This is a genomic window from Hyphomicrobium sp. (assembly GCF_009026145.1).
Lineage (GTDB): Bacteria > Pseudomonadota > Alphaproteobacteria > Rhizobiales > Hyphomicrobiaceae > Hyphomicrobium_A.
Window position 1 is genome coordinate 24,846 of record NZ_WBUE01000024.1, and the last position, 25,167, is coordinate 50,012.

Annotated in this window: 20 protein-coding genes and 1 riboswitch; of the genes, 11 read left to right on the forward strand and 9 right to left on the reverse strand. The window is 66.1% G+C overall.

Annotation, left to right across the window (positions count from 1 at the left end; genetic code table 11):
- Window positions 1-35 precede the first annotated feature (35 nt).
- The gene (locus tag F9K20_RS16350; protein ID WP_291004173.1) at window positions 36-953 is read left to right on the forward strand and encodes a complex I NDUFA9 subunit family protein; all 918 of its coding nucleotides are present in this window, start codon (window positions 36-38) and stop codon (window positions 951-953) included.
- A 57-nt stretch (window positions 954-1,010) separates the two neighbouring features.
- Window positions 1,011-1,430, forward strand: coding sequence for a rhodanese-like domain-containing protein (locus tag F9K20_RS16355; protein ID WP_291004175.1), 420 nt, complete (start codon window positions 1,011-1,013; stop codon window positions 1,428-1,430).
- Window positions 1,431-1,466: 36 nt separating this feature from the next.
- Here F9K20_RS16355 and F9K20_RS16360 read toward each other — a convergent pair whose 3' ends face one another.
- From F9K20_RS16360 to F9K20_RS16375, 4 genes are all read right to left on the reverse strand, one after another.
- Window positions 1,467-1,895, reverse strand: a complete 429-nt coding sequence (locus tag F9K20_RS16360) for an OsmC family protein (protein ID WP_291004177.1) — start codon at window positions 1,893-1,895, stop codon at window positions 1,467-1,469.
- Window positions 1,896-1,996: 101 nt separating this feature from the next.
- Window positions 1,997-2,197, reverse strand: a complete 201-nt coding sequence (locus tag F9K20_RS16365; RefSeq protein ID WP_291004179.1) for a hypothetical protein — start codon at window positions 2,195-2,197, stop codon at window positions 1,997-1,999.
- A 137-nt stretch (window positions 2,198-2,334) separates the two neighbouring features.
- Window positions 2,335-3,984, reverse strand: a complete 1,650-nt coding sequence (locus F9K20_RS16370; RefSeq protein ID WP_291004181.1) for a cisplatin damage response ATP-dependent DNA ligase — start codon at window positions 3,982-3,984, stop codon at window positions 2,335-2,337.
- A gap of 167 nt (window positions 3,985-4,151) precedes the next feature.
- The gene (locus F9K20_RS16375) at window positions 4,152-5,165 is read right to left on the reverse strand and encodes a ligase-associated DNA damage response exonuclease (RefSeq protein ID WP_291004183.1); all 1,014 of its coding nucleotides are present in this window, start codon (window positions 5,163-5,165) and stop codon (window positions 4,152-4,154) included.
- A gap of 167 nt (window positions 5,166-5,332) precedes the next feature.
- Here F9K20_RS16375 and F9K20_RS16380 point away from each other — a divergent pair, with 167 nt between their 5' ends.
- Window positions 5,333-5,713, forward strand: a complete 381-nt coding sequence (locus F9K20_RS16380) for a hypothetical protein (RefSeq protein WP_291004185.1) — start codon at window positions 5,333-5,335, stop codon at window positions 5,711-5,713.
- A 60-nt stretch (window positions 5,714-5,773) separates the two neighbouring features.
- Here F9K20_RS16380 and F9K20_RS16385 read toward each other — a convergent pair whose 3' ends face one another.
- From F9K20_RS16385 to F9K20_RS16395, 3 genes are all read right to left on the reverse strand, one after another.
- Complete coding sequence (locus F9K20_RS16385; protein WP_291004188.1) at window positions 5,774-6,238, reverse strand: hypothetical protein; 465 nt, start codon at window positions 6,236-6,238, stop codon at window positions 5,774-5,776.
- 131 nt (window positions 6,239-6,369) lie between these two features.
- The gene (locus F9K20_RS16390) at window positions 6,370-7,083 is read right to left on the reverse strand and encodes a VWA domain-containing protein (RefSeq protein ID WP_291004191.1); all 714 of its coding nucleotides are present in this window, start codon (window positions 7,081-7,083) and stop codon (window positions 6,370-6,372) included.
- A gap of 64 nt (window positions 7,084-7,147) precedes the next feature.
- Window positions 7,148-8,029: an aldo/keto reductase gene (locus tag F9K20_RS16395; RefSeq protein ID WP_291004194.1), complete on the reverse strand. Its 882-nt coding sequence runs from the start codon at window positions 8,027-8,029 to the stop codon at window positions 7,148-7,150.
- Between the two features lie 218 nt (window positions 8,030-8,247).
- Here F9K20_RS16395 and F9K20_RS16400 point away from each other — a divergent pair, with 218 nt between their 5' ends.
- Entirely contained in the window at window positions 8,248-8,496 is a 249-nt protein-coding gene (locus F9K20_RS16400) for a hypothetical protein (RefSeq protein ID WP_291004196.1), read from the forward strand.
- A gap of 73 nt (window positions 8,497-8,569) precedes the next feature.
- On the opposite strand, the gene F9K20_RS16405 is transcribed toward F9K20_RS16400, so the two are convergent.
- On the reverse strand, window positions 8,570-10,885 hold the full coding sequence (locus F9K20_RS16405) for a TonB-dependent siderophore receptor (RefSeq protein WP_291004199.1): 2,316 nt from the start codon (window positions 10,883-10,885) through the stop codon (window positions 8,570-8,572).
- 369 nt (window positions 10,886-11,254) lie between these two features.
- Between F9K20_RS16405 and serA the strand changes: the two genes are divergently transcribed.
- The 5 genes from serA (at window position 11,255) to gcvP (ending at window position 18,274) form a co-directional block, all read left to right on the forward strand.
- Window positions 11,255-12,847 carry a phosphoglycerate dehydrogenase gene (gene serA, locus F9K20_RS16410; RefSeq protein WP_291004202.1) on the forward strand — a complete coding sequence of 531 codons (1,593 nt, stop codon included), beginning with the start codon at window positions 11,255-11,257 and terminating at the stop codon, window positions 12,845-12,847.
- Window positions 12,847-13,563, forward strand: a complete 717-nt coding sequence (locus F9K20_RS16415) for an HAD-IB family phosphatase (protein WP_291004205.1) — start codon at window positions 12,847-12,849, stop codon at window positions 13,561-13,563. The genes serA and F9K20_RS16415 overlap by 1 nt, the downstream gene beginning before the upstream one ends.
- 48 nt (window positions 13,564-13,611) lie before the next feature.
- Window positions 13,612-13,704, forward strand: a riboswitch (glycine riboswitch).
- Window positions 13,705-13,866: 162 nt separating this feature from the next.
- A complete protein-coding gene (gene gcvT, locus F9K20_RS16420; protein WP_291004208.1) occupies window positions 13,867-15,060 on the forward strand; it encodes a glycine cleavage system aminomethyltransferase GcvT in 1,194 nt (397 codons plus the stop codon).
- On the forward strand, window positions 15,054-15,416 hold the full coding sequence (gcvH, locus tag F9K20_RS16425; protein WP_291004211.1) for a glycine cleavage system protein GcvH: 363 nt from the start codon (window positions 15,054-15,056) through the stop codon (window positions 15,414-15,416). Before gcvT ends, gcvH begins: the two co-directional genes overlap by 7 nt.
- A gap of 11 nt (window positions 15,417-15,427) precedes the next feature.
- Window positions 15,428-18,274 carry an aminomethyl-transferring glycine dehydrogenase gene (gene gcvP / locus F9K20_RS16430; protein ID WP_291004213.1) on the forward strand — a complete coding sequence of 949 codons (2,847 nt, stop codon included), beginning with the start codon at window positions 15,428-15,430 and terminating at the stop codon, window positions 18,272-18,274.
- Window positions 18,275-18,283: 9 nt separating this feature from the next.
- On the opposite strand, the gene F9K20_RS16435 is transcribed toward gcvP, so the two are convergent.
- Window positions 18,284-19,192, reverse strand: coding sequence for a LysR family transcriptional regulator (locus F9K20_RS16435; RefSeq protein ID WP_291004216.1), 909 nt, complete (start codon window positions 19,190-19,192; stop codon window positions 18,284-18,286).
- 149 nt (window positions 19,193-19,341) lie between these two features.
- Here F9K20_RS16435 and fdhF point away from each other — a divergent pair, with 149 nt between their 5' ends.
- On the forward strand, window positions 19,342-23,601 hold the full coding sequence (fdhF, locus tag F9K20_RS16440; RefSeq protein ID WP_291004219.1) for a formate dehydrogenase subunit alpha: 4,260 nt from the start codon (window positions 19,342-19,344) through the stop codon (window positions 23,599-23,601).
- A 114-nt stretch (window positions 23,602-23,715) separates the two neighbouring features.
- Window positions 23,716-25,137 (forward strand): APC family permease, encoded by a 1,422-nt coding sequence (locus F9K20_RS16445; protein WP_291004222.1) that lies wholly within the window; start codon window positions 23,716-23,718, stop codon window positions 25,135-25,137.
- Window positions 25,138-25,167: the final 30 nt, after the last annotated feature.

A 25,167-nucleotide genomic window follows, 5' to 3' on the forward strand; every position in this document is an offset into this window, starting at 1 on the left:
CGCAGCCGGGCGCGATAGCGATTGGCAGGTGCCCTATGTCCGATCAAACCGTTGCGGTGTTTGGCGGCACAGGCTTTCTCGGCCGGCGAGTTGTGCGCCATCTCCTCGACAAAGGCTTCTCGGTGCGGGTTGTCTCTCGGCATCCGCAGTCGTCTGGCGCCTCCGCTCGACAGGGCAGCACGCCCATCTTTGCCGACATCCACGACGAGCGGTCTGTCGCCTCGGCCATCGCGGGCGCACAAGGCGTCGTGAACGCCGTCAGTCTCTATGTCGAGCATGGTGTGGAGACCTTCCATGCGGTGCATGTGGAAGGCGCCGGCCGGCTGGCGCGACTGGCGAAGGATTGCGGCGTGCGGTGGCTCGTGCAGGTGTCGGGGATCGGCTCGGATGCAGGATCCTCCTCGCTCTACATCCGCAAGCGCGGTGAGGGCGAATTGGCCGTGAGGGCGCAGTTACCGGGCGCGATCATTGTGCGGCCGTCGGTCATGTTCGGACCCGACGACGTGTTCCTCAACACCATCGTCAGGCTCCTGAGGTGGTTCCCGGTCTATCCCATGTTCGGGCGCGGCGAGACACGCCTGCAACCGGCCTACGTCGAGGATGTAGGCGAAGCCATAGCGCGTCGTTTGCAGGCAAGCGAGGCGCCCGACATCACCTACGAGCTTGGCGGGCCGCACATCTACACCTACGAGCAGCTTCTGCGCACGATCGCAGGCAGGATCAACCGGAGCCCGATGCTCGTACCGGTGCCTTTCGCGGCCTGGCATGCCTTGGCGCGGATGACGGAATTGCTGCCGAAGCCGGCGCTGACCCGCAATCAAGTGGAGCTCATGGAGCTCGACACCATCGCGGCAGCGGGGATGGCCGGGTTTGGTGCGCTGGGGATAGCGCCCCTTTCCATCGATCACGTTCTCGATCAGATCGCGCCGCGTGCAGCGGCGGCCGTCCATTGAGCTGCCCCCTCGGCGTGAGGGAAATCGTCAATTCTTTCGAAAGCCAAGGGAACTTTGGTGCGCCAAAAGCGGTTCACCGAGACGAAGATTAGCCTCGTCATGAAAGGAGAGCCCGAGGCGAAAGGTGGAAAAATGCAGGAAGTCTCTCGCCAGCAAGTGCAGCGATTGCTGTTCCGTGCCGACGCCCGGCTCGTGGAGGTCTTGCCCGAGCCAGATTACCGCAAGGCGCACCTGCCCGGCGCCGTCAACGTGCCGTTCGACGACGAGTTCGGCATGCACGTCCAATACGTGATCCCCGACAAGAACACGCCGGTAATCGTCTATTGCGCCGACAGCGAGTGCGAGTTGTCACCCAAGGCGGCGAAGCATCTCGACAAGCTCGGCTACAACAAGGTCTTCGATTACCGCGGCGGCAAGGCCGATTGGCAGCGAGCGGGCCTGCAAGTGGAGCGGGGCTCGATCGAGGACGCGCGATGATCCGCGAGCAGAGGCGCCTAGCCGGAACCGACGCGATCAATTCAACATCCACTCCAGCTTGATGTCGGCATCCAGCAACTTGGATACCGGGCAATCCGTCTTTGCCTTCTCCGCGATCTTCGCAAATTCCTCGCGGTCCATGCCCGGCACCGTAGCGTTGAGCTTCAGCACCGAGCTGGAGACCTTGTAGCCGTTACCCGTGGACTCGAGCGTCACCCCGGCATCGGTATCGAGCTTCGATGCCGTGTGGCCCGATTGGTCGAGCGCATAGGCGAGCGCCATCGAGAAGCAGGCGGAGTGCGCCGCCGCAATCAGCTCCTCGGGATTGGTGCCGCGCTCATCCTCGAAGCGCTTCTTGAACGAAAGTTTTTGGTTCTGCAGCGCATTACTCTGCGAGGTGACTTTGCCCGCACCGTCGCGCGCGGATCCTTCCCATACGGTGTGGGCATGCTTGGTCGTGTGCATGGCACCGCTCCAGTCTTTTGACCACGACATGGTCAAACTGACTATCCGGCGCAAGGTTCCCGCCTGCGGGGGCCTAATGCTCGTTGTGCTCGATCACCCGCCTAGTGCGGCAGGCCGGCGATGCAGGCCGGCCCATCGAGCACGCTCTTACAAGCCTTCGCCTGCTCCGGATGCCCGCGTGCCTCCTCAACGGCGCTTTTCTTATCGTGCGGAAGCCCCTTGATGTGCTCGGGGCCGTCGAGCACGCTCGCCTGTCCACTACCGGGGCGGCGCTGCTCGAACCTTCGATCTATCTGGTTCATTGCTCAGGCCTCCATTGGTCGTCGGCTGACGCGCTTCAGCACGTCGCCGACGAGCGTACCCGCTCCGTACCAGCCGGCCTGATAGTTGTTACATAGGTGTATGACCGGAACCAGCCAACAGTGTTCGGCTGTCGCAGCTAGCGATGCAGCGCGGCAGGCTCGCCAGGGGCCACCACGAGCTTCTGCACCGTCGAGAGCGTATCTGCCTCCGCCGCCGGCTTGTCCCAGCGGATGCGGTGCACGCGCGGAAAGCGCATGGCGAGGCCCGACTTGTGGCGGCTCGAGGGGAACACGGCGTCGAAGGCGATCTCCAGCACCAACTCTTGCTCGACGGCGCGCACCGGCCCGAACTGCTCGATGGTGCTGTTGCGCACGAAGCGGTCAAGGCGGACGAGCTCCTCGTCGGTGAAGCCGGAATACGCCTTGCCGACCGGCACCAGCTCGCGCAGCGTTTCGCCACCCTCCCCGGCAACCTCGCGCCAGACGCCGAACGTATAGTCGGAATAGTAGGACGAGCGCTTGCCGGAGCCGCGCTGGGCGTACATCAGCACGCAGTCGATGGTCAGCGCGGCGCGCTTCCACTTCCACCAGTGCCCCTTGGGGCGACCGGAAAGATAGGGGCTCGTCTTGCGCTTCAGCATCAGCCCTTCGATGCCGGCCTCGCGTGCGCCGCTCCACAGCGCGCCGAGATGCTGGAAGTGCTCGAAGGCGACGAGCGCGCTGACGTCGGTGAGGCGTGGATGGTGTCGCGCGTGCCAGGCCTCGAGGCGCAACCGCCGCTCGGCGAAGGGGAGGGGGCGCACGTCCTCGCCGTCGTCGATCAGAATATCGTAGAGCCGCACGAAGGCAGGGTAATCGCGCAGCATCTTGGCGGTGACGGTCTTGCGGTTGAGCCGCTGCTGTAGGTCGTTGAACGGGGCGACGACGCCGTCGCGTACGATGAGCAGCTCGCCGTCGAGCACGGCGTTGAATGGGGCGAAGGCGGCGACGATCTCCGGGAAGCCGGACGAGATGTCGTCGCCCGAGCGCGAGAAGATGCGCACCTCGCCCATGCTGGAAGCATGCCTTCGGCATGACCCGGCCGCCACCTGCACGCGCACGCCGTCCCACTTCCATTCCGCGGCGATGTCCTCCGGGGTCAGGCTCGCCCAGTCGCCTTCCTCGATCGGATGCGCGAGCATCAGGGGGCGGAATACCGGCTTGCCCTCGGCATCGGGGCGCGGGCCGCGGCTCTCGAGCCAGGCGAAGAGATCGGTGTAGGGCGGGTGCAGCGCGTGCCACATCTCCTCGATGTCGCTGAGCTCATGCCCGCTCATCTGCGCCAAGGCCGTCTTGGCGAGGCGGGCCGAGACACCGACGCGCGGCGCGCCGCCCACGAGCTTCAGGAGCGCCCAGCGCCCGCGCACGTCGAGGCGGTCGAGGAAATCGTCGAGCACCGGCGCCACGGCATTGCGCGGGGCGAGCTCGAGTGCGGCGACGACCTCGGCAAGGCGCGGGGAGGCGCGTGCGCTGCGCTTATCGGGCCACAGCAGCGACACCGTCTCCGCCGTGTCGCCCACGTAGTCGCGCGACAGCTGATAGAGCACGGGGTCGATCTTGCCCTCCATCAGCTCGGCAAGGGCGCGGCGCAGCGGCAGGCGGGGGAACAGGCCATCGGTGAGGGCGGCGAGCGCAAAGCCGCGATCGGGGTCGGTCGCCGAACTGAAATACTCGGCGAGCAGCGCCAGCTTGCCGCTGCGCGATGGCGTCGTCGTCAGGCAGTCGAGCAGGTTGGCGAACTTTTGCATGCTAGTGTCCCGCTTCCGAAGCTCGCCAGAGCTCGCGGCTGGGGTTGGGAGCGAGCTTCGGAAGCATAAGGGACACTAGAATCATGGATTTGGTAGTGTGATTCAGATCGAGAAATTCGCTCGATACCTTGTCGTTCATGATGGCGAATTTCTCGATCATCACACTACTAGTCGCCCTCGTCCTCGAAGCCGACCAGCGACAGCGCGCGCGCTTTGCGACCCATAAGCCCGAGCTGGTAGACGAGCGCGTCGTCGCGGCCGTGCGTGACCCAAACGTCCTCGGCCCCCGTCTCGACGATGGTGTCGAGCAGCTCCGGCCAGTCGGCGTGATCGGAGATGACAAGCGGCAGCTCGACGCCCGCCTGGCGGATGCGCCCCTTGATGCGCATCCAACCTGAGGCGAAGGCGGTGACGGGATCGGGGAAGCGTCGCGACCAGCGGTCGTCGACGGAAGAGGGAGGGCACAGCACGAGCGCGCCGGCGAAGTCGCCTGTCTTGTCGCTGGTGACAGGACGCAGGTCGCCGAGGTCGACGCCGAGCCGCTGATAGAGCTGGCATAGCTCGACCAATGCGCCGTGCAGATAGATCGGCTTGTCGTAGCCGGCCTCGCGGCACAGCTTGATAACGCGCTGGGTTTTGCCGAGCCCATAGGCGCCGACGAGGTGCGCGCGCTCCGGTTGGCGGGCGATGGAGGCAAGCAGGCGCCCGACCTCGGCTTCGGCCGGCTCATGGCGGAACACTGGCAGCGCGAACGTCGCCTCGGTGATGAACACGTCGCACGTCACGACCTCGAAGGGCGCGCACGTCGGGTCGGAGGCGCGCTTGTAGTCGCCGGAGATGATCACCCGCTGGCCTTGCCAGTCGAGCACCACCTGCGCCGCGCCGAGGATATGGCCGGCGGGGATGAGGCGCACGGCTACGCCGTTGATGTCCCGCGCTTCTCCCAGCGCTTGCGGCTCGAAGCCGCCGGCGCACCCTGACCCCATGCGTGTCTTCATGATTTCAATGGTTTCGCGCGTCGCCAACACAGCGCCGTGACCCGATCGCGCGTGATCGCTGTGGCCGTGGGTGATGACGGCGCGATCGACGGCGCGCGCCGGATCGACGAAAAAGCCGCCGGGCTCGCAGAAGAGCCCGCGGTGAGTCGGATACAGCCATCGATCGACGCCGGCAGCGCCCATGCAATCCTCTTGGGAATGAGCCTAATGTGGTGTGCAGGCCCCCGCTTCGCCAAGCATTCTCGCTACGCTCCGGCAGATTGAGGCGGAGGCATTTCGCACGCCCCGCCAGCCCCCTTGCCCGCCGAATAAAGTTCAGGCGTTAACCTCGTTGTCACGAGGTGGCCAAAATGTCGCGCGATGTCTGCACCCGAGGGCACTGGTTTGTACCGCTTCCAGGAGAGCGCATCGTGAGGGAATGCAGAGAGGTGCTGTCGGCCTATGTACCGGTCAGGACGCCAGCCCGAGACGCCGTTGATTTCGAGCTGCCGCTGAAAATCTACATCATCGAGACGGTCGAGCGCGAAACGCGCGTCAAGCAGCTGCGCCAGCTGGGCATTATCGCGGCGCTCGTCGTCGGCATGTTCGTCTGCCAGTGGCCGGTTGCGTTCAGCTCGGCCAATGCCGTGCCGAGCCTGCCGATCAGCGCGACCGCGGCGGGAGCCCGTGGGCCGGCGATCGTAGTGCCGGAGCGGCTCGCGTTTGCCGCCGGAATGCGGGACGCCTACTGAGCACGCGCTCGGCGCCACAGGAGCGGCGCGTCTCGCGCGGGCAGTCGCTGCGCTATCGCGTTATGGAGTCTTGCCGGGTTCGGCGGCGGTGCCGGCGGTGAGGCACGATAGGTAGATCGTCGAGCCTGCCACGGCGCCCCACAGGATCACGGCCTCGCGTCCCTCCTTGGCGACGGTCCAAATCGTATCGGTAGGAAAGTGCCCCTGCTTCTGCGCGACCGCATGTCCCGCTGACTCGAAGCTTTTGCGGGTCGTGGGCATGATCACGTCGGTGCCGCCCGATCCCGGCGCCCAGCCGAGGAAAGAGTAGTCGGTGCAGGTCTTGCCCTCCGCCGCCGCGATCTCGCTGATGAGGCCCTTCTTCTCCTCGAAGTTCTCACTCGACCAGGTCGTGGCCCCCGGCGCGACGACGACGCCCGTCAGCCGATCGCGATCGACGGGGCGGTCCGTTGCTGCTGCCGATGCAAGAGTGCTGATCAGCAGTGCGGTGAGCGCGAGGACCTCCGTGGTGCGCGAAGCGGTCATGCCGTCTCCCAATACGCTGTTTCGCGCCCGGCTGCGGAGGGCCGGACCATTCGTCGAGCGCCCTTGTGGCCCAACGCGCCCGGCAACGCCAGCCCTGTGCGCGGAAGCGTCGGACGGGAGGGCGGCATCGCTTATCGCCGCCGCGGCACCGACGTGAGCAGCGTCGAGACCGCCGGGCAGCCCAGCATCTTCTGTAGGGCGGCGACGAGCTGATCCGTCGTCTCCACGGAGATATAGAGCCCGCCCGTGCTGTCGGCGAGGCAGCGCGACTGCAGATATCCGGTCGGCGTGGCCGTATCGCGCATGCGATACCCGATGACGTGGACGGTGAGGTTTTCGCCCTGCGCCCGCAGCGCCCTGGCCATGGAGCAGGGATCGCCGCCGCACGTCTCCTCGCCGTCGGTCAGCAGCACGACGACGCCCGACTTGTGGGGAAACTGCAGCACGCGCGCCGCTGCGCTCACGGCCGCCGTCAGCGGCGTGCGTCCCGCCGGGATCAGCCGGTTGATCGCCGTCATGATGCGTTCAGCGGAATAGGGGGCGGGCTGCAGCAGCAAGTCGATGTTATCGCACCGGTTGGCGGGTCCCGGGCCGTAGTCGATGAGGCCGAGGTTGCGCGTCGCGGCGACCTCCGGCAGCACCTTCCCCAGCGCCTCCTTCACCTTCGCGATGCGCGGCGTGGGCGGATTGTTGAAGTCGGTGCCGGCCATGGATCCTGAGGCATCGAAGACGAGCATCGCGTCGTCACGGCACGTCGGTGGAGCTTTCTGCGCCACGGCGCAGGGGGCGGCGGCCAGTGCCGCCGCGAGAAGCATCGATACGATGACGGGTGGAAATTTGCCCATGTGCCCTGGCGCGCTCAGCGACAGGACCTACTGAACCACAGACCGCGTCGCGTTTCACGCCTCTTCAGGCGAGTGCGCTCAGCTCGGCGAACTCGGCATCCGACAGGATGATGCTCGCCGCGGCGACGTTCTCCTCCAGATGCTTCACTTTCCCGGTGCCGGGAATGGGCAGCATGACCGGGCTGCGGCGCAAGAGCCAGGCGAGGGCAATCTGCCCCGGGCTGGCGTTGTGGCGATGGGCGACGGCATCGAGCTTTGAACCCGGCCGCGCCAGGCTGCCCGCGGCGAGCGGGAACCAGGGAATGAAGCCGATGCCGTGCTTGGTGCAGAAATCGACCACGTCCTCACTCGAGCGGTTGGTGAGATTGTAGAGGTTCTGCACCGTCGCGACCTGGAAGAACTTCTGCGCCGCGCCGATCTCCTCGACCTTCACCTCGCTCAAGCCGACGTGGCGAATGAGACCCTCCTTTTGCATGGCGCGGATGGCATCGAACTGCTCGTCGCGCGGCACGCCGGGGTCGATGCGGTGCAGTTGCCAGAGGTCGATGCGCTCCACGCCGAGCCGGCGCATGCTGACGAACACCTGCTGGCGCAGGTAGTCGGGCCGGCCATTGGGGACCCATTTGTCGGGCCCGGGACGCAAGAGGCCGCCCTTGGTGGCGATGACGAGACCCTTGTAGGGATGCAGCGCCTCGCGGATCAGCCGCTCGCTCACCTCCGGCCCGTAGCTGTCGGCAGTGTCGATCAGATTGATGCCCAGCTCGGGGACACGGCGCAGCGTACGCAGCGCCTCGGCGCGATCCTCCGGCTCGCCCCAAATGCCTTTGCCGGTGACGCGCATGGCGCCGAACCCGAGGCGGTGCACGGTGAGATCGCCACCGATGTCGAAGCTTCCCGACGCTGAGGCGTTGGCAGTCGTCGTGACAGCGTTGGCAATCGTCGTCATGCGGCTTCTCCTGCGATGCGCCATCGAACCCGGGCCTTGTTAATGCAAGGTTGAGCATCCATGCGCGCACGATGCCTATCGGGTGCAGCAAGCGATGTAGGCGCTGCAACGCGCCGCAACATCCTCCGCGACAGTTTTTCCGCGACCGCTTTTGTCGTGCAGAGCGCAGGGAACCAACGCGGCGGGGAAGTGTTGCCCTCCCAGCGAATGGAGGACAGATGATGCTTACGAAAACAGCCCTTGCCGCTGCCGTCGCCGCCGCCGGCGTGCTGCTCGCTACACCGCAGAGCGCCAGCGCGCTGCCGCAGGCGAACGGCGCCAAGCAGATCAACACCAGCAACGTGGAGAAGGCCGGATACTACCACCACCACCGCGGATGGCGGCGCGGCCACTATCGTCGCCACGGCCATCACTATGGCCATCGCCACTACCGCCGTCCGGGCTTCGGCATCTACCTCGGCTTCTAGTTCCCCGTATCCGCGTTGCAGCAAAAATGCCCCCGCAGATTGCGGGGGCATTTCATCGTGGTCAGACGCTCGGTCAGTAGCGGGTCGTGAGCGTTAGGTAGTAGGCCTGTGGCGAGCCGGGCGTGATGTTGTTGTTGTTGTGCGCCGTCGCGTAGTACTCGGTGTCGAATACGTTTTCGACGTTGAGCTGCGCTTCGATGTTCTCGTTGATGTCCCAGAACAGCGCCGCGTCGACGCGCGCAAAGCCGGGCAGCGTTATGCTGTTGTTTGTTCCTGCGAACATCGCGGTGCGGCTGATCACGCCAACGCCTGCGGCCCAATCGGGGAGGAAGTGATACTTGTTCCACAGCGAGAAGGTGTGGTGCGGAACAAGCGGGACCTCATTGCCCTCGATCTGGCTCGAACTCGTTCCCACGAGGACCTCGGCTATCTGATAGCCATAGCCCGCGACGACCTCCCAGTCGTCAGTAAGGTATCCGGTGAGCGCCAGCTCGCCGCCTTGAGTGCGTGTTTTGCCAAGTTGCCCAACCTGCCCCGTGCCAGTGGTGACGAACGAGTTCTCGCGATCCAGCATGAACAAGGCGCCGGTGAAGAAGAGGCGGGGAGTGACATCCCACTTGAAGCCGATTTCCCGGTTGAGGAACTCCTCGGGCTGAAGGTTTGCAGTTCCCGTTACGCCGCTGGAGAGGTTGGCGAACTGATCACCCGTCGAGGGTAGGAACGATTTCGAGTAGCTCACGTAGAAGGACAGGTAATCGAGAGGCTTGAACACCGCCCCCACGCGCGGCGACCAGACGTTGTCGACGCGGTCGAGTTGCTGGCCGCTGGTCTTGTTGGTGAAGTCGACATCAAAGTGATCGAAGCGGATGCCGCCGATCACCTCGAAATAGCGGCTCATCTCAATCTGATCCTGTACATAGACGCCTGCCAACGCCAGCTCGGTGTGGAGCACCGGGCCCTTCGGTTGGTTGAATGGGAAAGAACACGTCGTCGTCGGTAGCGTCACCGTGCACACTGTAGGAGTGCCTACACTTGAACTGGGGGACCGCTGATTGGTCGTATCCTGATAGCCAAACTCGGTGCCGGCGAGCAGCGTGTGGCGGATGCCGCCGCCCATGTCGACCTTCGCCGTGAGGTCCGTCTGGTTGAAGATGCTCTCGCGCTCGGTCAGGTTGCCATAGGCGCCCAAGTTTACCTGGTCGCTGATGCTCACCGTGCTCGTCGGCGTGATGTTCTGGTAGTACTTCTCGTAGCTGCCGTATTGCGTATGGTTCTTCAGCTTGATGCCATTGTCGAATTTGTGCTCGACGATCGCCGTCGCCACGTGTGAGTTGAAGTACGTGAAGCTCACATCGGGATTACCGAAGTAGGTGCTCAGATCGACATCAACGGGCTTGCCCGTCTGGCTATCACCCGGAATCCCGCGATCAACCGTGCCGTCATGGTTGTAGTACTCGTACGCGAGGTGGACGACAGTGTCCTCGTCCGGACGGAAAGCGATTTTGGGATTGATGCCGTAGCGCTCCAGCTCCGTGAAGTCGCGGTAGCTGCCGGAATCCTCGTACATGCCGAGGATGCGGAACGCGAAGTCGTTGGTAATCGCCTGTCCGCCATCGAGCTCGACGCGCTTGGTGTCGAACGAGCCGTAGGTCGTCGTCGCCTCGTAGAGGCGCTCACCCTCCGCCTTCTTGGTGACGCGGTTGATGACGCCGCCGCCGCCGCCGCGCCCGAAGATCATCGCGTTGGCGCCTTTGAGGACCTCGACGCGCTCGATGTTGTAAAGGTCGCGGAAATACTCGACGTCATCGCGCACGCCGTCGACGAAGAAACTAGAGGTCGAGCTGACGCCGCGGATGGTCGGGGCGTCGCGGTGGCCTTCACCCTGCCCGACAACGACGCCGGGCACATACGTCAGCGCCTGCCTGAGATCGCGCGAGCCCTGGTCCTTGGCCTGCTCTTTTGTCACGACGGTGATCGACTGCGGAATGTCGATGAGCGGCGTATCGGTCTTCGTCGCCGTCGAGGTCTGTGTCGCCAGATAGCCGACGACGCCACCCGGGTTGGGGTTGCCGAGCGGGCCGCCAGAGGAGGATTGCGTCGGCTGCGCCGGAGCGGTGTCGGGCGTGGCAACTGCCGTCGTCGTCGGAGCGGGCTTTTTCTTGGCCGCGGACTTTTTCTTAGGCGCCGGCGCCTGGGTCGCTTCCACTACAACCGGAGGGAGCTGGTCCGGTTTTGCTGCTTCCTGCGCCGCGGCGGGACCGACGCTGGCGCATGTCGCCGCCAGGCAAGCAGCCGAGATCTTGTAGCTTTTCCGCGGGTCGAGGCCTTTCGAGCCCGCGAACTTCTTCTTGCTGACGCAATTCCACGCACGCCCGCTGAGACGCAACACGACTGAACCCCCCTACGCGATACAAATGGACTTTGAGGACTGACGATCGGCGGACGGTAATATTGCTGACTGTGTTCGTCTAGTTTTCACGGCGTGGCTGAGGAGATTCGCCGCGGGCGATGCATCCGCGCCACAATCGGCGTCGGTGGCGGCGCGCGATGCCGCAGGCAAGACGAGAAGGCGAGCCGCGTCCGCTTGGCCTTTCGTAGAGTAGCGCGGGCGCGCAGAGTGTCCATTCTCGCGCGCGAACGCGCCGATCCGCCGCTCGTCGACATCAGCCCTTCGGTTTTGGGAGTGGTGTCTTGATAAGAATGGTGAGATCTGATCGGTAGATCTTGGGCCGAAGGCTTGCGAGCAGCGGGGTTGCAGATGGCAGCAGGCAAATGTGTACTCGTCGCAGATCCCATCCACGAGCAGGGGAAGGCTTTGCTGGCCTCGACCCCGGGGCTCGCCGTCGACGTCGCGACGGGTCTCGATGAAGGCGCGCTGTGTCAGCGGATCGGCGACTATGATGCGCTCATCGTGCGCTCCAAGACGCGCGTCACGGCCCCTGTCATCGCAGCGGGAAAAAAGCTGCGGGTCATCGGCAGGGCCGGCATCGGCGTCGACAACATCGACGTCGCGGCGGCGACGGAGCACGGTATCGTCGTCTTCAATACGCCCGACGCCAACGCCACGACGACCGCCGAGCTGGCGCTAGCGCACCTCCTATCTCTCAGTCGCCATTTGCCGCAGGCCGACCGCTCGGTGCGGCGCGGCGAGTGGAAGCCGGGTAACTTCATCGGCACCGAACTGGCCGAGAAGACCGTGGGCATCGTTGGCTTCGGCACCATCGGGCGCATCGTGGCGCGGCGGTGCCTGGCGTTCCGCATGCGCGTGCTCGCCTTCGATCCCTTTGTCGTGCCGGACGTGATCCGCGAGACGGGAGCCGAGCCCGCCGACCTCGATACGCTGCTTGCCTCCGCCGACTATGTGACGCTGCACTGCCCGCTCAACGACGCGACGCGCAACCTGCTCGACGCCTCGCGCCTCGCCAAGATGAAGCCCGGCGCGCGGCTGATCAACTGTGCGCGCGGCGGGCTCATCGACGAGGCGGCGCTCCTCGAAGCGCTCGCCAGTGGCCATCTGGCCGGCGCCGCCCTCGACGTCTATGGCAAAGAGCCGCCGGGAGACTCGCCTCTCTTGCGCCTCGACAACGTGGTGATGACCCCGCACCTGGGCGCCTCGACGCAGGAGGCCCAGCAGGCGGTGAGCGTCAAGATCGCCGAGCAGATCGCCGCCTTCCTGGTGACGGGTGCGGCGCAAAGCGCCGTCAACCTGCCCCGCATCCCGAGCGATCAACTCATCCGCGCGCGACCCTATCAGCAACTCGCGCTGGCCCTGGGGCGCCTCCTATCGGCGCTCATGCCAGGGCCTATCGCCGAGCTCGAAGTGGCCCTCTTCGGCCGCATCGCCGATGTCGATCCACGGCTCATCACGGCGGGGGCGCTGGCTGGCTTGCTGAGCAAGCGCCTTGCCGTGCCGGTCAACGAGGTCAATGCGTCGACGCTCGCCCACCGCCAGGGAATCGCGGTGCGGGAGGTGAGGGCGCACGAGGCGCGCGATTACGTCTCGCTCGTAGAGCTGCGCGCCAAGACCGGCGAGGCATCGACCAGCGTCGCCGGCACACTGCTGGGAGAGAGCCACCCGCGCCTCGTATGTATCGACGATTACCACGTCGAAGCGGTGCCGGAAGGCTGCCTCATCTTCACCCGGCACGACGACCGTCCCGGAGTGGTCGGCGCGCTGGGGGGCATCCTGGGACGGGAGAACATCAACATCTCGCGCATGCAGGTCGGCGTCGCCGAAGGCAGGCCCGAGGCCATCGCGCTGGTCGGCGTTTCCGCGCCGCTGCCGCCCAAGGCGCTCGAGGAGGTGCGTGCGATCCCCGCCATCCGCCAAGCCGTACAGATCGAGCTGTAATGAGCGAGCGGTCGAAATTCGCGGCAATCTGCTTCGACTGCGACAGCACGCTGACGCGGATCGAAGGCATCGACGAGCTTGCGCGGCGCGCCGGCGTCGTGGCCGAGATCGCGCCGCTCACCACCGCGGCCATGGACGGCACATTGGCGCTTGATGAGATCTATGCCAAGCGACTGGAGATCGTGCGCCCGGATGGGGATGCGCTCGCATGGCTCGGAGCGCGTTACGTCGAGGAAATGGTCGACGGCGCCCTCGAGACGATTGCTGCGCTGCAGGCGATCGGCAAGCCCACCTATCTGGTGAGCGGCGGCTTTCTTCAGCCGGTTGCGACGCTGGCGCGCGCCATTGGCATCGATGTTTCGAATGTGCGCGCCGTCGAGATATACCTCGACGACAGCGGCAGATATGCTGGTTTTGATGCGAGTTCGCCGCTCACGCGCAGCGACGGCAAGGCGGAAATCTGCCGTGGCGTGGCGGAGCACCACGGCTCGGTCGCCATCGTCGGTGACGGAATGACTGATCTCGCCGCCCGCGCAGCTGGGGCCTATGTGGTGGGCTTCGGCGGCGTCGCACGTCGACGCGTCATGGTGGAGGGCGCGGATTGTTTCGTCGCCGAGGCGCCACTCACGCGCACGCTGGACGCGCTGCTCTCCTCCACGGAATTGCAGGAGGCGCGCCGCGCCACGGGCGCAAGGTCAGTGTCAACAAGATCTTAAGGGGGATTGACCCCGCGCGCGACGCGCACCACGTTTGGGCTAGTCAGTGCAAGGCTTGCGGGAGAGTCCGGAGGGTTCTCCTCTGGCGCCGAAGGAGCAACCGCCCCGGAAACTCTCAGGCAAAAGGACCGCAGCCTAGATGACGCTCTGGAAAGTGGCCGGATCCGCGCCGGCCCACCGAAGAGGATAAGGCGCTCCCGCTATAATGGTTGGCGGCAAGGCGTCCAATCTTTCAGGTTTCAGGACAGAGGGGGCTCGTGCCGGCGCATGAAGGCGTGCGCGAATGAGCCAAGGAGCCTCTGCATGAGCGGTCACGGCAATTCCAGTTCGGTTGCGGGGCTCAAGCGCACGCCGCTGCACGGTCTGCACGTCGATCTCGGCGCGCGCATGGTGCCGTTCGCCGGCTACGAGATGCCGCTCCAATATCCAGCCGGCATACTCAAAGAGCATCTGCACACGCGCGCCGCCGCCGGGCTGTTCGACGTTTCGCACATGGGTCAGGTCGCGCTGCGGGCGCGATCGGGCGAAGTGTTGGACGCGGCGCGGGCGCTGGAAGAACTCGTGCCGGCGGACATCGTCGGACTGAAGGCCGGGCGGCAGGTCTACACCTTCTTCACCGCTGCCTCGGGTGGGATGCTCGACGATCTGATGGTCGCCCACTTGGGCGATCATCTGCACCTCGTCGTCAATGCCGCGCGCACGGCAGCCGACGCGGCGCATCTGCGCGCGTTCCTCGTCGATCGATGTGAGGTGGAGCTGCTGAAGGAGCGCGCGCTCATTGCGCTGCAGGGCCCCAAGGCAGCGGCGGCGCTCGAGCGCATCGCACCCGAGTGCGGACGGATGGCCTTCATGGACGTGCGGACGTTCGAGATCCTCGGCGCGCAGTGCGTCGTCTCGCGCTCCGGCTATACCGGCGAGGATGGCTTCGAGATCGCCTCGCACGCGGACATCGCGCGCGAGATCGCAGAAGCTCTGCTCGAGGATCCGACGGTTGCCCCGGCCGGCCTCGGCGCGCGCGATTCCCTGCGCCTCGAAGCCGGCCTTTGCCTCTACGGATCCGACATCGACGAAACGACGACGCCGGTCGAGGCGGAGCTGGCGTGGGCAATCCCAAAAGTGCGCCGGCACGGCTGCCCCCGCGCGGGCGGCTTTCCCGGCGCCGAGATCATCCTGGCGCAACTGGAGAACGGCGCCGCGCGCCGCCGCGTTGGACTGCGCACGCAAGGCAAGGCTCCGGTGCGCGCGGGCGCGCCGTTGTTCCCCGCCGAGGGCGCCGACAAGTCTGTCGGCGTCGTTACCTCCGGCGTCTTCGGACCCAGCGTCAACGCGCCTGTCGCCATGGGGTACCTGCCCACCGAGCTGGCGGCGCCAGGGACGCGGATCTTCGCCGAAGTCCGCGACAAGCGGCTCCCCGTCGAGGTGAGCCCGCTACCCTTCATCACCACCCACTATCAACGCGGCCGCAGCGCAAGCAATTCGAGGAGGGAGCCTTGCTGAAATTCACCGAGGAGCACGAATGGCTGAAGCTCGACAGCGGCGTCGCCACCGTCGGTATCACCGCGCACGCCGCCGAGCAGCTGGGCGACCTCGTCTTCGTCGAGCTGCCGGAGGTCGGCGCCAAGCTCGAGAAGGGCGAGCGGGCGGCGACGGTCGAATCGGTGAAGGCTGCGTCCGACGTCTATGCCCCGCTGTCAGGCGAGGTGGTTGAGACCAATGCGGCAATCGTCGGCGAGCCCGGCGTCGTCAACAGTGACCCAATGGGTGCGGGCTGGTTCTTCAAGCTCAAGCTCGCCCGCATCGAGGATATGGAGGAGCTGATGGATCAGAACGCCTACAAATCCCTCATCGGCTGATGGTGATCGGCATGGCCAGCGATAGATACGAGCCCTACGACTTTGCCAATCGGCGCCATATCGGGCCGTCGCCCGAGGAGATGGCGCAGATGCTGCGCATCGTCGGCGCCGAGGACCTCGATGCCTTGATCGAGGAGACCGTACCGAAGGGGATACGGCAGACGGCGCCGTTGGAATTCGGCCGTCCGCGCTCGGAGCGCGGCGCGCTCGATAAGCTGCGCGAGACGGCCAACAAGAACCGCGTCCTCACCTCGCTCATCGGCCAGGGCTATCACGGCACGATCATGCCGCCGGCGATCCAGCGCAACATTCTGGAGAACCCGGCCTGGTACACGGCCTATACACCTTATCAGCCGGAGATCAGCCAGGGCCGCCTCGAGGCGCTGCTCAACTTCCAGACGCTGGTCAGTGACTTGACCGGGCTCGACGTCGCCAACGCCTCGTTGCTCGACGAGGCGACGGCGGCGGCGGAGGCGATGGCGCTGGCGCGCCGGGTGACGAAATCGAAGGCCGAGTCCTTCTTCGTCGACGGGCAATGCCTGCCGCAGACGCTCGCCGTGCTGCAGACCCGCGCCGAGCCGATGGGCTGGAAGCTCATCGTCGGCGATCCGTTCAAGGATCTCGATCCCAAGGCGGTGTTCGGCGCCATCTTCCAGTATCCCGGCGTGAACGGCGACTTTCACGACTTCTCCTCCGTCATCGCCAAGCTGCACGCCGCCAAGGCCCTGGGCGTCATCGCCGCCGATCCCTTGGCGCTTACGCTGCTGAAGCCGCCGGGCGAGATGGGGGCCGACATCGCCATCGGCTCGATGCAGCGTTTCGGCATGCCGATGGGCTACGGCGGCCCGCATGCCGCCTACATCGCGGTGAAGGACGCCTATAAGCGCGCCCTGCCGGGGCGGCTCGTCGGCGTGTCGATCGACGCGAGGGGCAATCGCGCCTACCGGCTGGCGCTGCAGACGCGCGAGCAGCACATCCGCCGCGGCCAGGCCACCTCCAACATCTGCACCGCGCAGGTGCTACCCGCCGTGATCGCCTCGATGTACGCCGTGTTCCACGGCCCCAAGGGGCTCAAGGCGATCGCCGAGCGCGTGCATCGCAAGGCGGCGCGCCTTGCCGACGGACTGGCTTCGCTCGGCTTCAGAATCGCGCCCGAATCCTACTTCGACGCCATCACCGTCGAGGTCGGTCCCTATCAGGGGCTGATCATGAAGAACGCCGTCGACAATGGTGTGAACCTGCGCAAGGTCGGCAACGACCGCATCGGCATCACGGTGGACGAGCGCACGCGTCCCGCGACGCTCGAGGCGGTATGGCGCGCCTTCGGCGGCTACAACCTGGTCTACAAGGACGAGTATCCCGAATACCGGCTGCCGAAAGCGCTGCTGCGCCAGTCGAAATATCTCACCCACCCGATCTTTCATATGAACCGCGCCGAGAGCGAGATGACGCGCTACATGCGCCGGCTCGCCGACCGCGACCTGGCGCTCGACCGGGCGATGATTCCGCTGGGCTCGTGCACCATGAAGCTCAACGCCACGGCCGAGATGCTCCCCATCACCTGGCCGGAGTTCGCCGAGATCCACCCCTTCGTTCCGGCCGGTCAGGTGCGTGGATACGCTGAGCTGATCGAGGATCTTTCGGCGAAGCTCTGCCAGATCACCGGGTACGATGCGATCTCCATGCAGCCGAACTCGGGCGCGCAGGGCGAATACGCCGGTCTTCTGACCATTCGCGCCTATCACCAGAGCCGGGGCGAGGGGCACCGGAACGTCTGTCTCATTCCCGCCTCCGCGCACGGCACCAACCCGGCCTCGGCGGCCATGTGCGGCATGCAGGTCGTCGTCATCGGCACGGACGCAAAAGGCAATATCGACCTCGAGCAATTCCGCTCGCTCGCCAAGCAGCATGCGAACGATCTCGCGGCGTGCATGATCACCTACCCTTCAACGCACGGCGTGTTCGAGGAGACGGTGCGCGAGATCTGCGACATCACCCACGCCAACGGCGGGCAGGTCTATCTCGACGGCGCCAATCTCAATGCGCTCGTGGGGCTGGCGCGGCCGGGGGACATGGGCGCCGACGTCAGTCATCTCAACCTGCACAAGACGTTCTGCATTCCGCATGGCGGCGGCGGCCCCGGCATGGGTCCGATCGGCGTCAAGGCGCACCTCGCCCCCTTCCTGCCGGGCAATCCCGAGGCCGGCGGGGCGAGATGCGTGTCGGCGGCGCCGTTCGGATCGGCATCGATCCTACCCATCTCCTGGAGCTACTGCCTGATGATGGGCGGGGAGGGTCTAACGCAGGCGACCCGCGTCGCGATCCTCAACGCCAATTACATCGCCAAGCGGCTCGAGGGTGCCTACCCGGTGCTTTACACGGGGAGAAACGGGCGCGTCGCGCATGAATGCATCGTCGATACGCGCCCGCTGCAGCAGAGCGCCGGCATCACCGTCGACGACATAGCCAAGCGCCTGATCGACAGCGGCTTCCATCCGCCGACGATGAGCTGGCCGGTTCCGGGCACGCTGATGATCGAGCCGACGGAATCGGAAACCAAGGCCGAGCTCGACCGCTTCTGCGATGCCATGCTCGCCATCCGCGAGGAGGTGCGTGCGATCGAGGATGGGCGCAGCGACCCGCACAACAACCCGCTGAAGAATGCCCCGCACACGGTGGAGGATCTGGTCGGCGATTGGCGTCGGCCGTACAGCCGCGAGGCTGCCTGTTTCCCGGCCGGCGCCTTCCGCGTCGACAAGTACTGGCCACCGGTCAACCGCGTCGACAACGTGTACGGCGACCGCAACCTCGTGTGCTCGTGCCCGTCGCTGGATAGCTACGTGAAGGCCGCTGAATAGGCGCTCGAACTAGACCTCGGGGAGGAATCCGGCTCCCTCCCGCATCAGAAAGTCCCACATGGCCAGCCCGGCGGGCAGGAGCTGCTTTTGCTCGGCTCTGACGGCGTACCATTGGCGCACGATCGGCAGGCCTTCGACGTGCAACACGCTGAGCCACCCGGCCGCGATCTCGGCCGCTACCGTGTGCGCGGAGATGAAGGCGAGGCCGAGCCCGGCCATCACCGCCTGCTTGATCGTCTCGTTGCTGCCGAATTCGGTGACGGCGCGCGGCACGACCTCGTGCTTTGCGAACATGCGCTCCATCAGCGTGCGCGTGCCCGATCCCGGCTCGCGCAACAGGAACTTCTCGTTGGCGAGGGCCGCGAGTGTTACGCGACGCCGCGCAGCCAGCCGGTGTCCGGCCGGAGCGACGATGATGAAGGGATGGTCGCCGATGGTGCGGTGGGCGGCGGCGAGCGTGCCGGGAGGCGATCCCATGATGGCGATGTCGAGCTCGAACCGCTCCAGTGCGGCGACGATCGTCTCGCGATTGCCCTCGATCAATTTGACCTCGATGCGCGGGTGCGCCGCCGCGAAGGCGGCCACGGCACGCGGGGCGAAGTACTTCGCCGTGCTGACCACGCCGATCGAGACCCGGCCGCGGGTCAGCCCTTTCATTTCGCTCAGCGCCTCGCTGCACTCCAGTAGTGCGGCCTCGATGCGCGTTTGCAAGCCGAGCACGTACTGGCCCGCGTCCGTCAGCCGCAGGCCCTGCCGCGTACGCTCGAACAGCACCAGTCCCACGGCGCTCTCGAGCAGCTTGAGCTGCAGCGTCACGGCCGGTGGCGTCACCCGTAACTCATTGGCGGCGAACGTGATCCGACCGGTTCGCGCGACGGCCTGCACGACGCGCAGCTGCTTCAGCGTCACGTCGCGCATACGGCGTTGATTCAGTTTTTCTTTCACGGCCGACAACATATTGAAAATTCACAATCGACCGACGCTATCACACGATAGACATGCTCGATAATGCGACGGACAGCCCCTGTTTTGGGGGCCGAGTCCCAAATTTGGGAGAGGGACCCGCAATGCTTTCCAACCCCGAGGTTGAAGATCGGCTGTCGCCGGACGCAGGCCGCAGCAGGGTTGGCGAGGGTACAGATCAAACCTGCCGCGTCGTCATCGACGGCACGGCGATTGAGGCCGCGGCCGGCTCCCCTATCCTCGCGGCGGCGCGGAAGGCGGGGATCTCCATACCCTCCATGTGTGATGATCCCCGCCTGAAGCCCAGCGGCGAGTGTGGCATGTGCCTCGTCGAAGTGGCCGGGTACGGCGCGCCGGTCAAGGCGTGCAGCACGCTCGTTGCCGACGGCCTCGACATCAAGACCATGACGCCGGCGCTGAGCGCTTTGCGCAAGTCTCGGCTCGATGGCTTCCTCTCCAATCACAACGCCTACTGCCAACCGCCGTGCCAGGCCGCCTGCCCGGCCGGCATCGATATCGCCGGCTACATCGCGCTCATTGCTGAGGGCAAGCACGTCGAGGCGACAGCGCTGATCAAGGAAATGCTGCCCCTGCCGGGCATCCTTGGGCGCGTATGCCCGCGGCCATGCGAGGACCCATGCCGGCGCCAGCAGATTGACGGTGAGCCCGTCGCCATCTGCGCCCTGAAGCGCTACGCCGCCGACAAGGCGCGTGAGTCCGGCCTGCCCACACAGCCGTCACCGAAGCCAGCTACTGGCAAGCGCGTTGCCGTGATCGGGGCCGGACCCGGTGGCTTGTCGGCCGCCTACTATCTCGCTCTCGAAGGACACGCGGTGACCCTGCTCGAGGGCGAGAAGGAACCGGGCGGCACGTTGCGTTTCGGCATTCCCTCCTACCGCCTGCCCAACCACATCCTCGATGAGGAGATCGCCGACATCCTGTCGCTCGGCGTCGAGCTCAAGACCGACCAATGGGTGGGCCGCGATTTCACGATCGGGAGCCTGCGCGCGCAGGGCTTCGATGCCGTGTTCCTGTCCATCGGCGCCATGCTCGGCAAGAAGTCGCGCATTGCGGGTGAAGACGCGCAGGGCGTGATGCCGGCGGTCGAGTTTCTCCGCCGCGTCAACTGGGGTGAGCGTCCGGCCATCGGCAAGCGCGTGATCGTGGTCGGTGGCGGCTTCACCGCCGCCGACGCGGCTCGCACTGCCCGGCGCGAAGGGGCGTCCGAGGTCATCATGATGTACCGGCGCACAAGGGCGGAGATGACGGCCGCCGCACATGAGGTGCACGAGTGCGAGGTCGAGGGCGTCAGGTTCGATTTCCTCGCGGCGCCCGTGGCCGTGGTGGTGGAGAACGGCCGCGCCATCGGCGTCACGGCGCAGCGCATGGCGTTGGGCGCGCCCGATGCGAGCGGGCGTCGCAAGCCCGAGCCGGTGGCGGGATCAGAGTACTTCACGCCCGCCGACACCATCCTGATGGCCATTGGCCAGGACGTCGACACGACCGCACTGGCCGAGGCCGATCTCGGCACCAACCGCTCGGGCCACATAGCCATCGACGAGGCGACGATGGCCACCAGTCTGCGCGGCGTGTTCGCCGGCGGCGACTGCGCCACGGGTGCGGCGACGGTGGTGGAGGCGGTCGCGGCAGGGCGCAAGGGCGCCTATGCCATTCATGCCTATCTGAACGGGGCCGATGAGCGCGGCATCGCCAAGGCCATTGCGCGCCCGCTTCCGAAGTTCTTCGACATCGGCGCCACCGCCAAGCAACCGGCGAAGATGGCCGAGATGCCGGTGCTCGATGGGGCCGCGCGCGTCGCCGCCTTTCGCAGTTCCCGCCACGTCGGCCACGATGACAACGACGGTGCCTTCGCAGAGGTCGAGCTGGGCCTCTCCGACGACGTCGCCCAGCGAGAGGCCGAGCGCTGCCTGCAGTGCGTCTGCCAGGCGGCTGGGACGTGCAAGCTGCAGAAGTACTCGCTCGAGTACGGCGCCGGGACGACCGCCTACGTGGGCAAGGCCTATGCGCCGGAAAAAGAGCGTGTCTTCGAGCCCATCGTGTCGTGGCCGTTCTTCGAGCTCAATCGCGAGAAGTGCATCAAGTGCATGGCGTGCGTGAACGTCTGCGAGACGGTGCAGCATCGCAACGTCTACACGACCGACAGCGACGGCTATCCGGCGCTGGTGAGCGGTACCTTCGATTTCCGCGATACCGAATGCAACAACTGCGGCCAGTGTGTCGGCGTGTGTCCCACGGGAGCCCTGAAGAGCCTGTTCGACACCGGCGTCTTGCCGAAGTCGGAGCGCAAGAAGACGGATAGTGTCTGCAACTTTTGCGGCACCGGGTGCGCCATCGAGTTCGAAACCGAGGGCGACAGGATCGTCGCCGTCAACGCCTCGACGCGCTCGCCGTCCAACTCCGGCAACCTTTGCGTCAAAGGCCGCTTCGGCATGGACTTCATCCAAAGCCCGGAACGCCTGACCAAGCCGCTGATCCGCCGCGGCGGCAAAGGCAGCCCCTTCGAGGAGGCAACGTGGGAAGAGGCGATCGCCCACGTGGCGCGCCGCCTCAACGCGATCAAAGCCGCGCACGGACCGCACAGCATCGGCGCCCTTACCTCGGCGCGCGTCAGCAACGAGGACAACTACGTCCTGCAGAAGCTCATTCGCTGCGCGGTCGGGACCAACAACATCGACCATTGTGCGCGGCTCTGCCACATGGCGAGCGTCGTCGCCTTGAAGCAGGCGATCGGGTCGAGCGCGCCCTCCGCCTCGGCCACGGACATCGGACTAGCGAATGTCATTCTTGCGGTCGGCTCAAATCCCACCGTGTCGCATCCTGTCATCTCCAGCGAGGTGCTGCGCGCCAAGTATGAGCGGGGCGCCAAGATCATCGCTGCCGACCCGCGCCGCACCGAGCTGGTCGGGCATGCCGACATCTGGCTGCGCCTCAAGCCCGGTACCAACGTGTCGCTCTTGAACTCGCTCGCGCACGTCATCGTCGGGGAACGGCTGGCGAACGAATCCTTCATCAAAGCGCGCACGGCGAACTACGAAGCGTTTGTCGATAACCTAGCGCGATACAGCCCCGAGAGGATGGCGATCGTCACCGGGGTGGAGCCCGAGCTCGTGCGCGAGGCCGCGCGTCTCTACGCCAAGGCGGAGCGCGGCATGCTGCTTTGGGGCATGGGCATCACCCAGCATCTGAAGGGCGTCGACGGCGCGCTCGGCATGGCGAACCTGGGGCTGCTCACCGGCCACGTGGGCCGTCCGGGCACCGGCTGGATGCCGCTCCGCGGGCAGGCCAACGTGCAAGGCGCCTCCGACATGCAGGGGCACCACAATGCCCTGCCGGGCTACCAGAGCATCACCGACCCCACGGCGCGCGCCAAGTTCGAGAAAGCGTGGGGCGTGAGGCTGCCCGACAATCCGTACATGTCCATCATCGAGTTGGAGGCAGCAGCCGCCACCGGCGAAATCCGCGCCATGTACATCATGGGCGACAACGCGCTGTCGGCGAGCCCGAATACCGCCGCGGTGGAGAAGGGCCTGCGCAACCTCGAGTTCCTGGTCGTGCAGGACATCTTCATGTCCGAGACGGCGCAGCTGGCCGACGTCGTGCTTCCGGCTGCGGCGTTCGCCGAGAAGGAGGGCACCTTCACCAACACCGAGCGGCGCGTGCAGCTCTTGCAGAAGGCCGTCGATCCGCCGGGCCAGGCCCGCCCCGATTGGCAGATCGTGTGCGATGTCTCGACGGCGATGGGCTATCCGATGTCGTATCCCAGCGCGGCCGCGATCATGGAAGAGATCGCTTCGCTGGTTCCCTCCTATGCCGGCATCCGCCACGAGCGGCTGAAGGGCAACGGCGGTTTGCAGTGGCCGTGCCCGGACACCTCGCACCCCGGCACGCGCTTCCTCTACGCGGAGCGCTTCCCGACCGAGGATGGACGCGCCAGCTTCACCGTGCTCACGCAGCAGCGCGCCATCGAGGATGCGAGCGCCGACTACCCGCTGATCGTCGATACCGGGCGCCAGCTCGAGCACTACGATACGGGCACGATGACGAGCCGCTCGCAGGGGCTGAACTACATGCGGCCCGAGGGCGAGGTGGAGATCAATCCCGAGGACGCCAAGCGCAGCGCGCTCAAGACCGGCGACTGGGCACGGCTCACCACGCGCCGCGGCTCGATCGAGGCACGCGTGCTCGTCACCGACCGCATGCCGGAGGGGATGGTGTTCTATCCCTTCCACTATCCAAAGCAGTCGGCGAACCGGCTCATCGGCACCGAGTTCGATGGCGCTTCTCGCACGCCCGCCTTCAAGGGGGCGGCGGCGCGGATCGAGCGTATCGTGCGCAACTGGTAACGGCCTGGCGCCCGTCTTGGCGCATTGCCGGAGAAGGCTCGAGCGCGCAGCTTTCGTTTGACGCGCTCACGCCAGGGCGGCCACACTCGCGCCTTCCGATGCAGGGGGAGTGCGATGAACGAAGCCGCCGCCAAGCCGGACGACAAGCCCGCGACCGGCGAGCCTTCGCTGGTCCGGGTCATGGGCCCGTGGCTGCTGTTGCTGTTCATCGTCGGCGACATCCTCGGCACTGGCATCTATGCGCTCACCGGCCAGGTGGCCAAGCACGTCGGCGGCGCCGTGTGGCTGCCATTCCTCGTCGCCTTCCTCGTCGCCGTGCTGACCGCCTTCAGCTACCTGGAGCTGGTCACCAAGTACCCGAAGGCCGCCGGCGCCGCGCTCTATGCCCACCGTGCCTTCGGCATCCACTTCGTCACATTCCTCATCGCCTTTGCCGTGATGTGCTCGGGCATCACCTCGGCGTCGACGGCCTCGCGCGCCTTCGCCGCCAACTTCTCAGACTCGCTCGGGCTAGGGCTCGCCGGCGGCGTCGGCATAACGCTCATCGGCCTCGCCTTCATGGCGGCGGTGGCGGCCATCAACTTCCGCGGCGTCGGTGAGAGCGTGAAGCTCAACGTGCTCTTGACCTGCGTCGAGCTGTCGGGGCTCCTGATCATCATCGCCATCGGCCTGTGGGCGATCGGCGCCGGCACCGGCGATCCGTCACGCGCGCTCACGTTCAACACCAGCGCCGACGGCGGCGCCTTCTGGGCGGTGATCGCCGGCACCACGCTCGCCTTCTTCGCCATGGTCGGCTTCGAGGATTCGGTGAACATGGCCGAGGAGACCAAGGATCCGAGCCGCATCTTCCCCAAAGTGCTGTTGACCGGCCTCATCCTCACCGGGCTCGTCTACGTGCTGGTGTCGGTCTCGGCCATCGCGCTGGTGCCGCCGCGGGAGCTGGGCGAGGGCGAGACGCCGCTCTTGAAGGTGGTGCAGGCGGGCGCGCCTGCGTTCCCGCTCGGTGTGTTCGGCTTCATCACCATGTTCGCCGTCGCCAACAGCGCCCTCATCAACATGCTGATGGCGAGCCGGCTGATCTACGGCATGAGCCGCGAGCATGTGCTGCCGCCGGTGCTCGGCAAGGTGCATAGCGCCCGGCGTACGCCCTACGTCGCCATCGGCTTTACGACGCTCCTAGCCTTCGCGCTCATCACCTTCGTCGGCGAGGTGCCGGCGCTGGGCGGCACCACGGCGCTGCTCTTGCTGTGCGTGTTCACGGTGGTGAACGTTGCGGTGCTCGTCCTACGCAAGGACAAGGTCGATCACGGCCACTTCAGCGCACCGACCATAGTTCCGCTACTCGGCGCGCTCACCTGCGGCTTTCTCGTCGGGCCGTGGACGGGGCGCGATCCGCAGCAGTACGTCATCGCCGGTGTGCTGCTGTCCATCGGCGTTGTCCTGTGGGGCGTGACCATGGCCATCAACCGCGCCACAGGCGTGAACGTCGAGGAGCCGCGCGCCGAGGACTTCGGCGCCCACGGCCCACACAACTGAGCACGTCATAAGATCTAGGGTAGGGGTGTC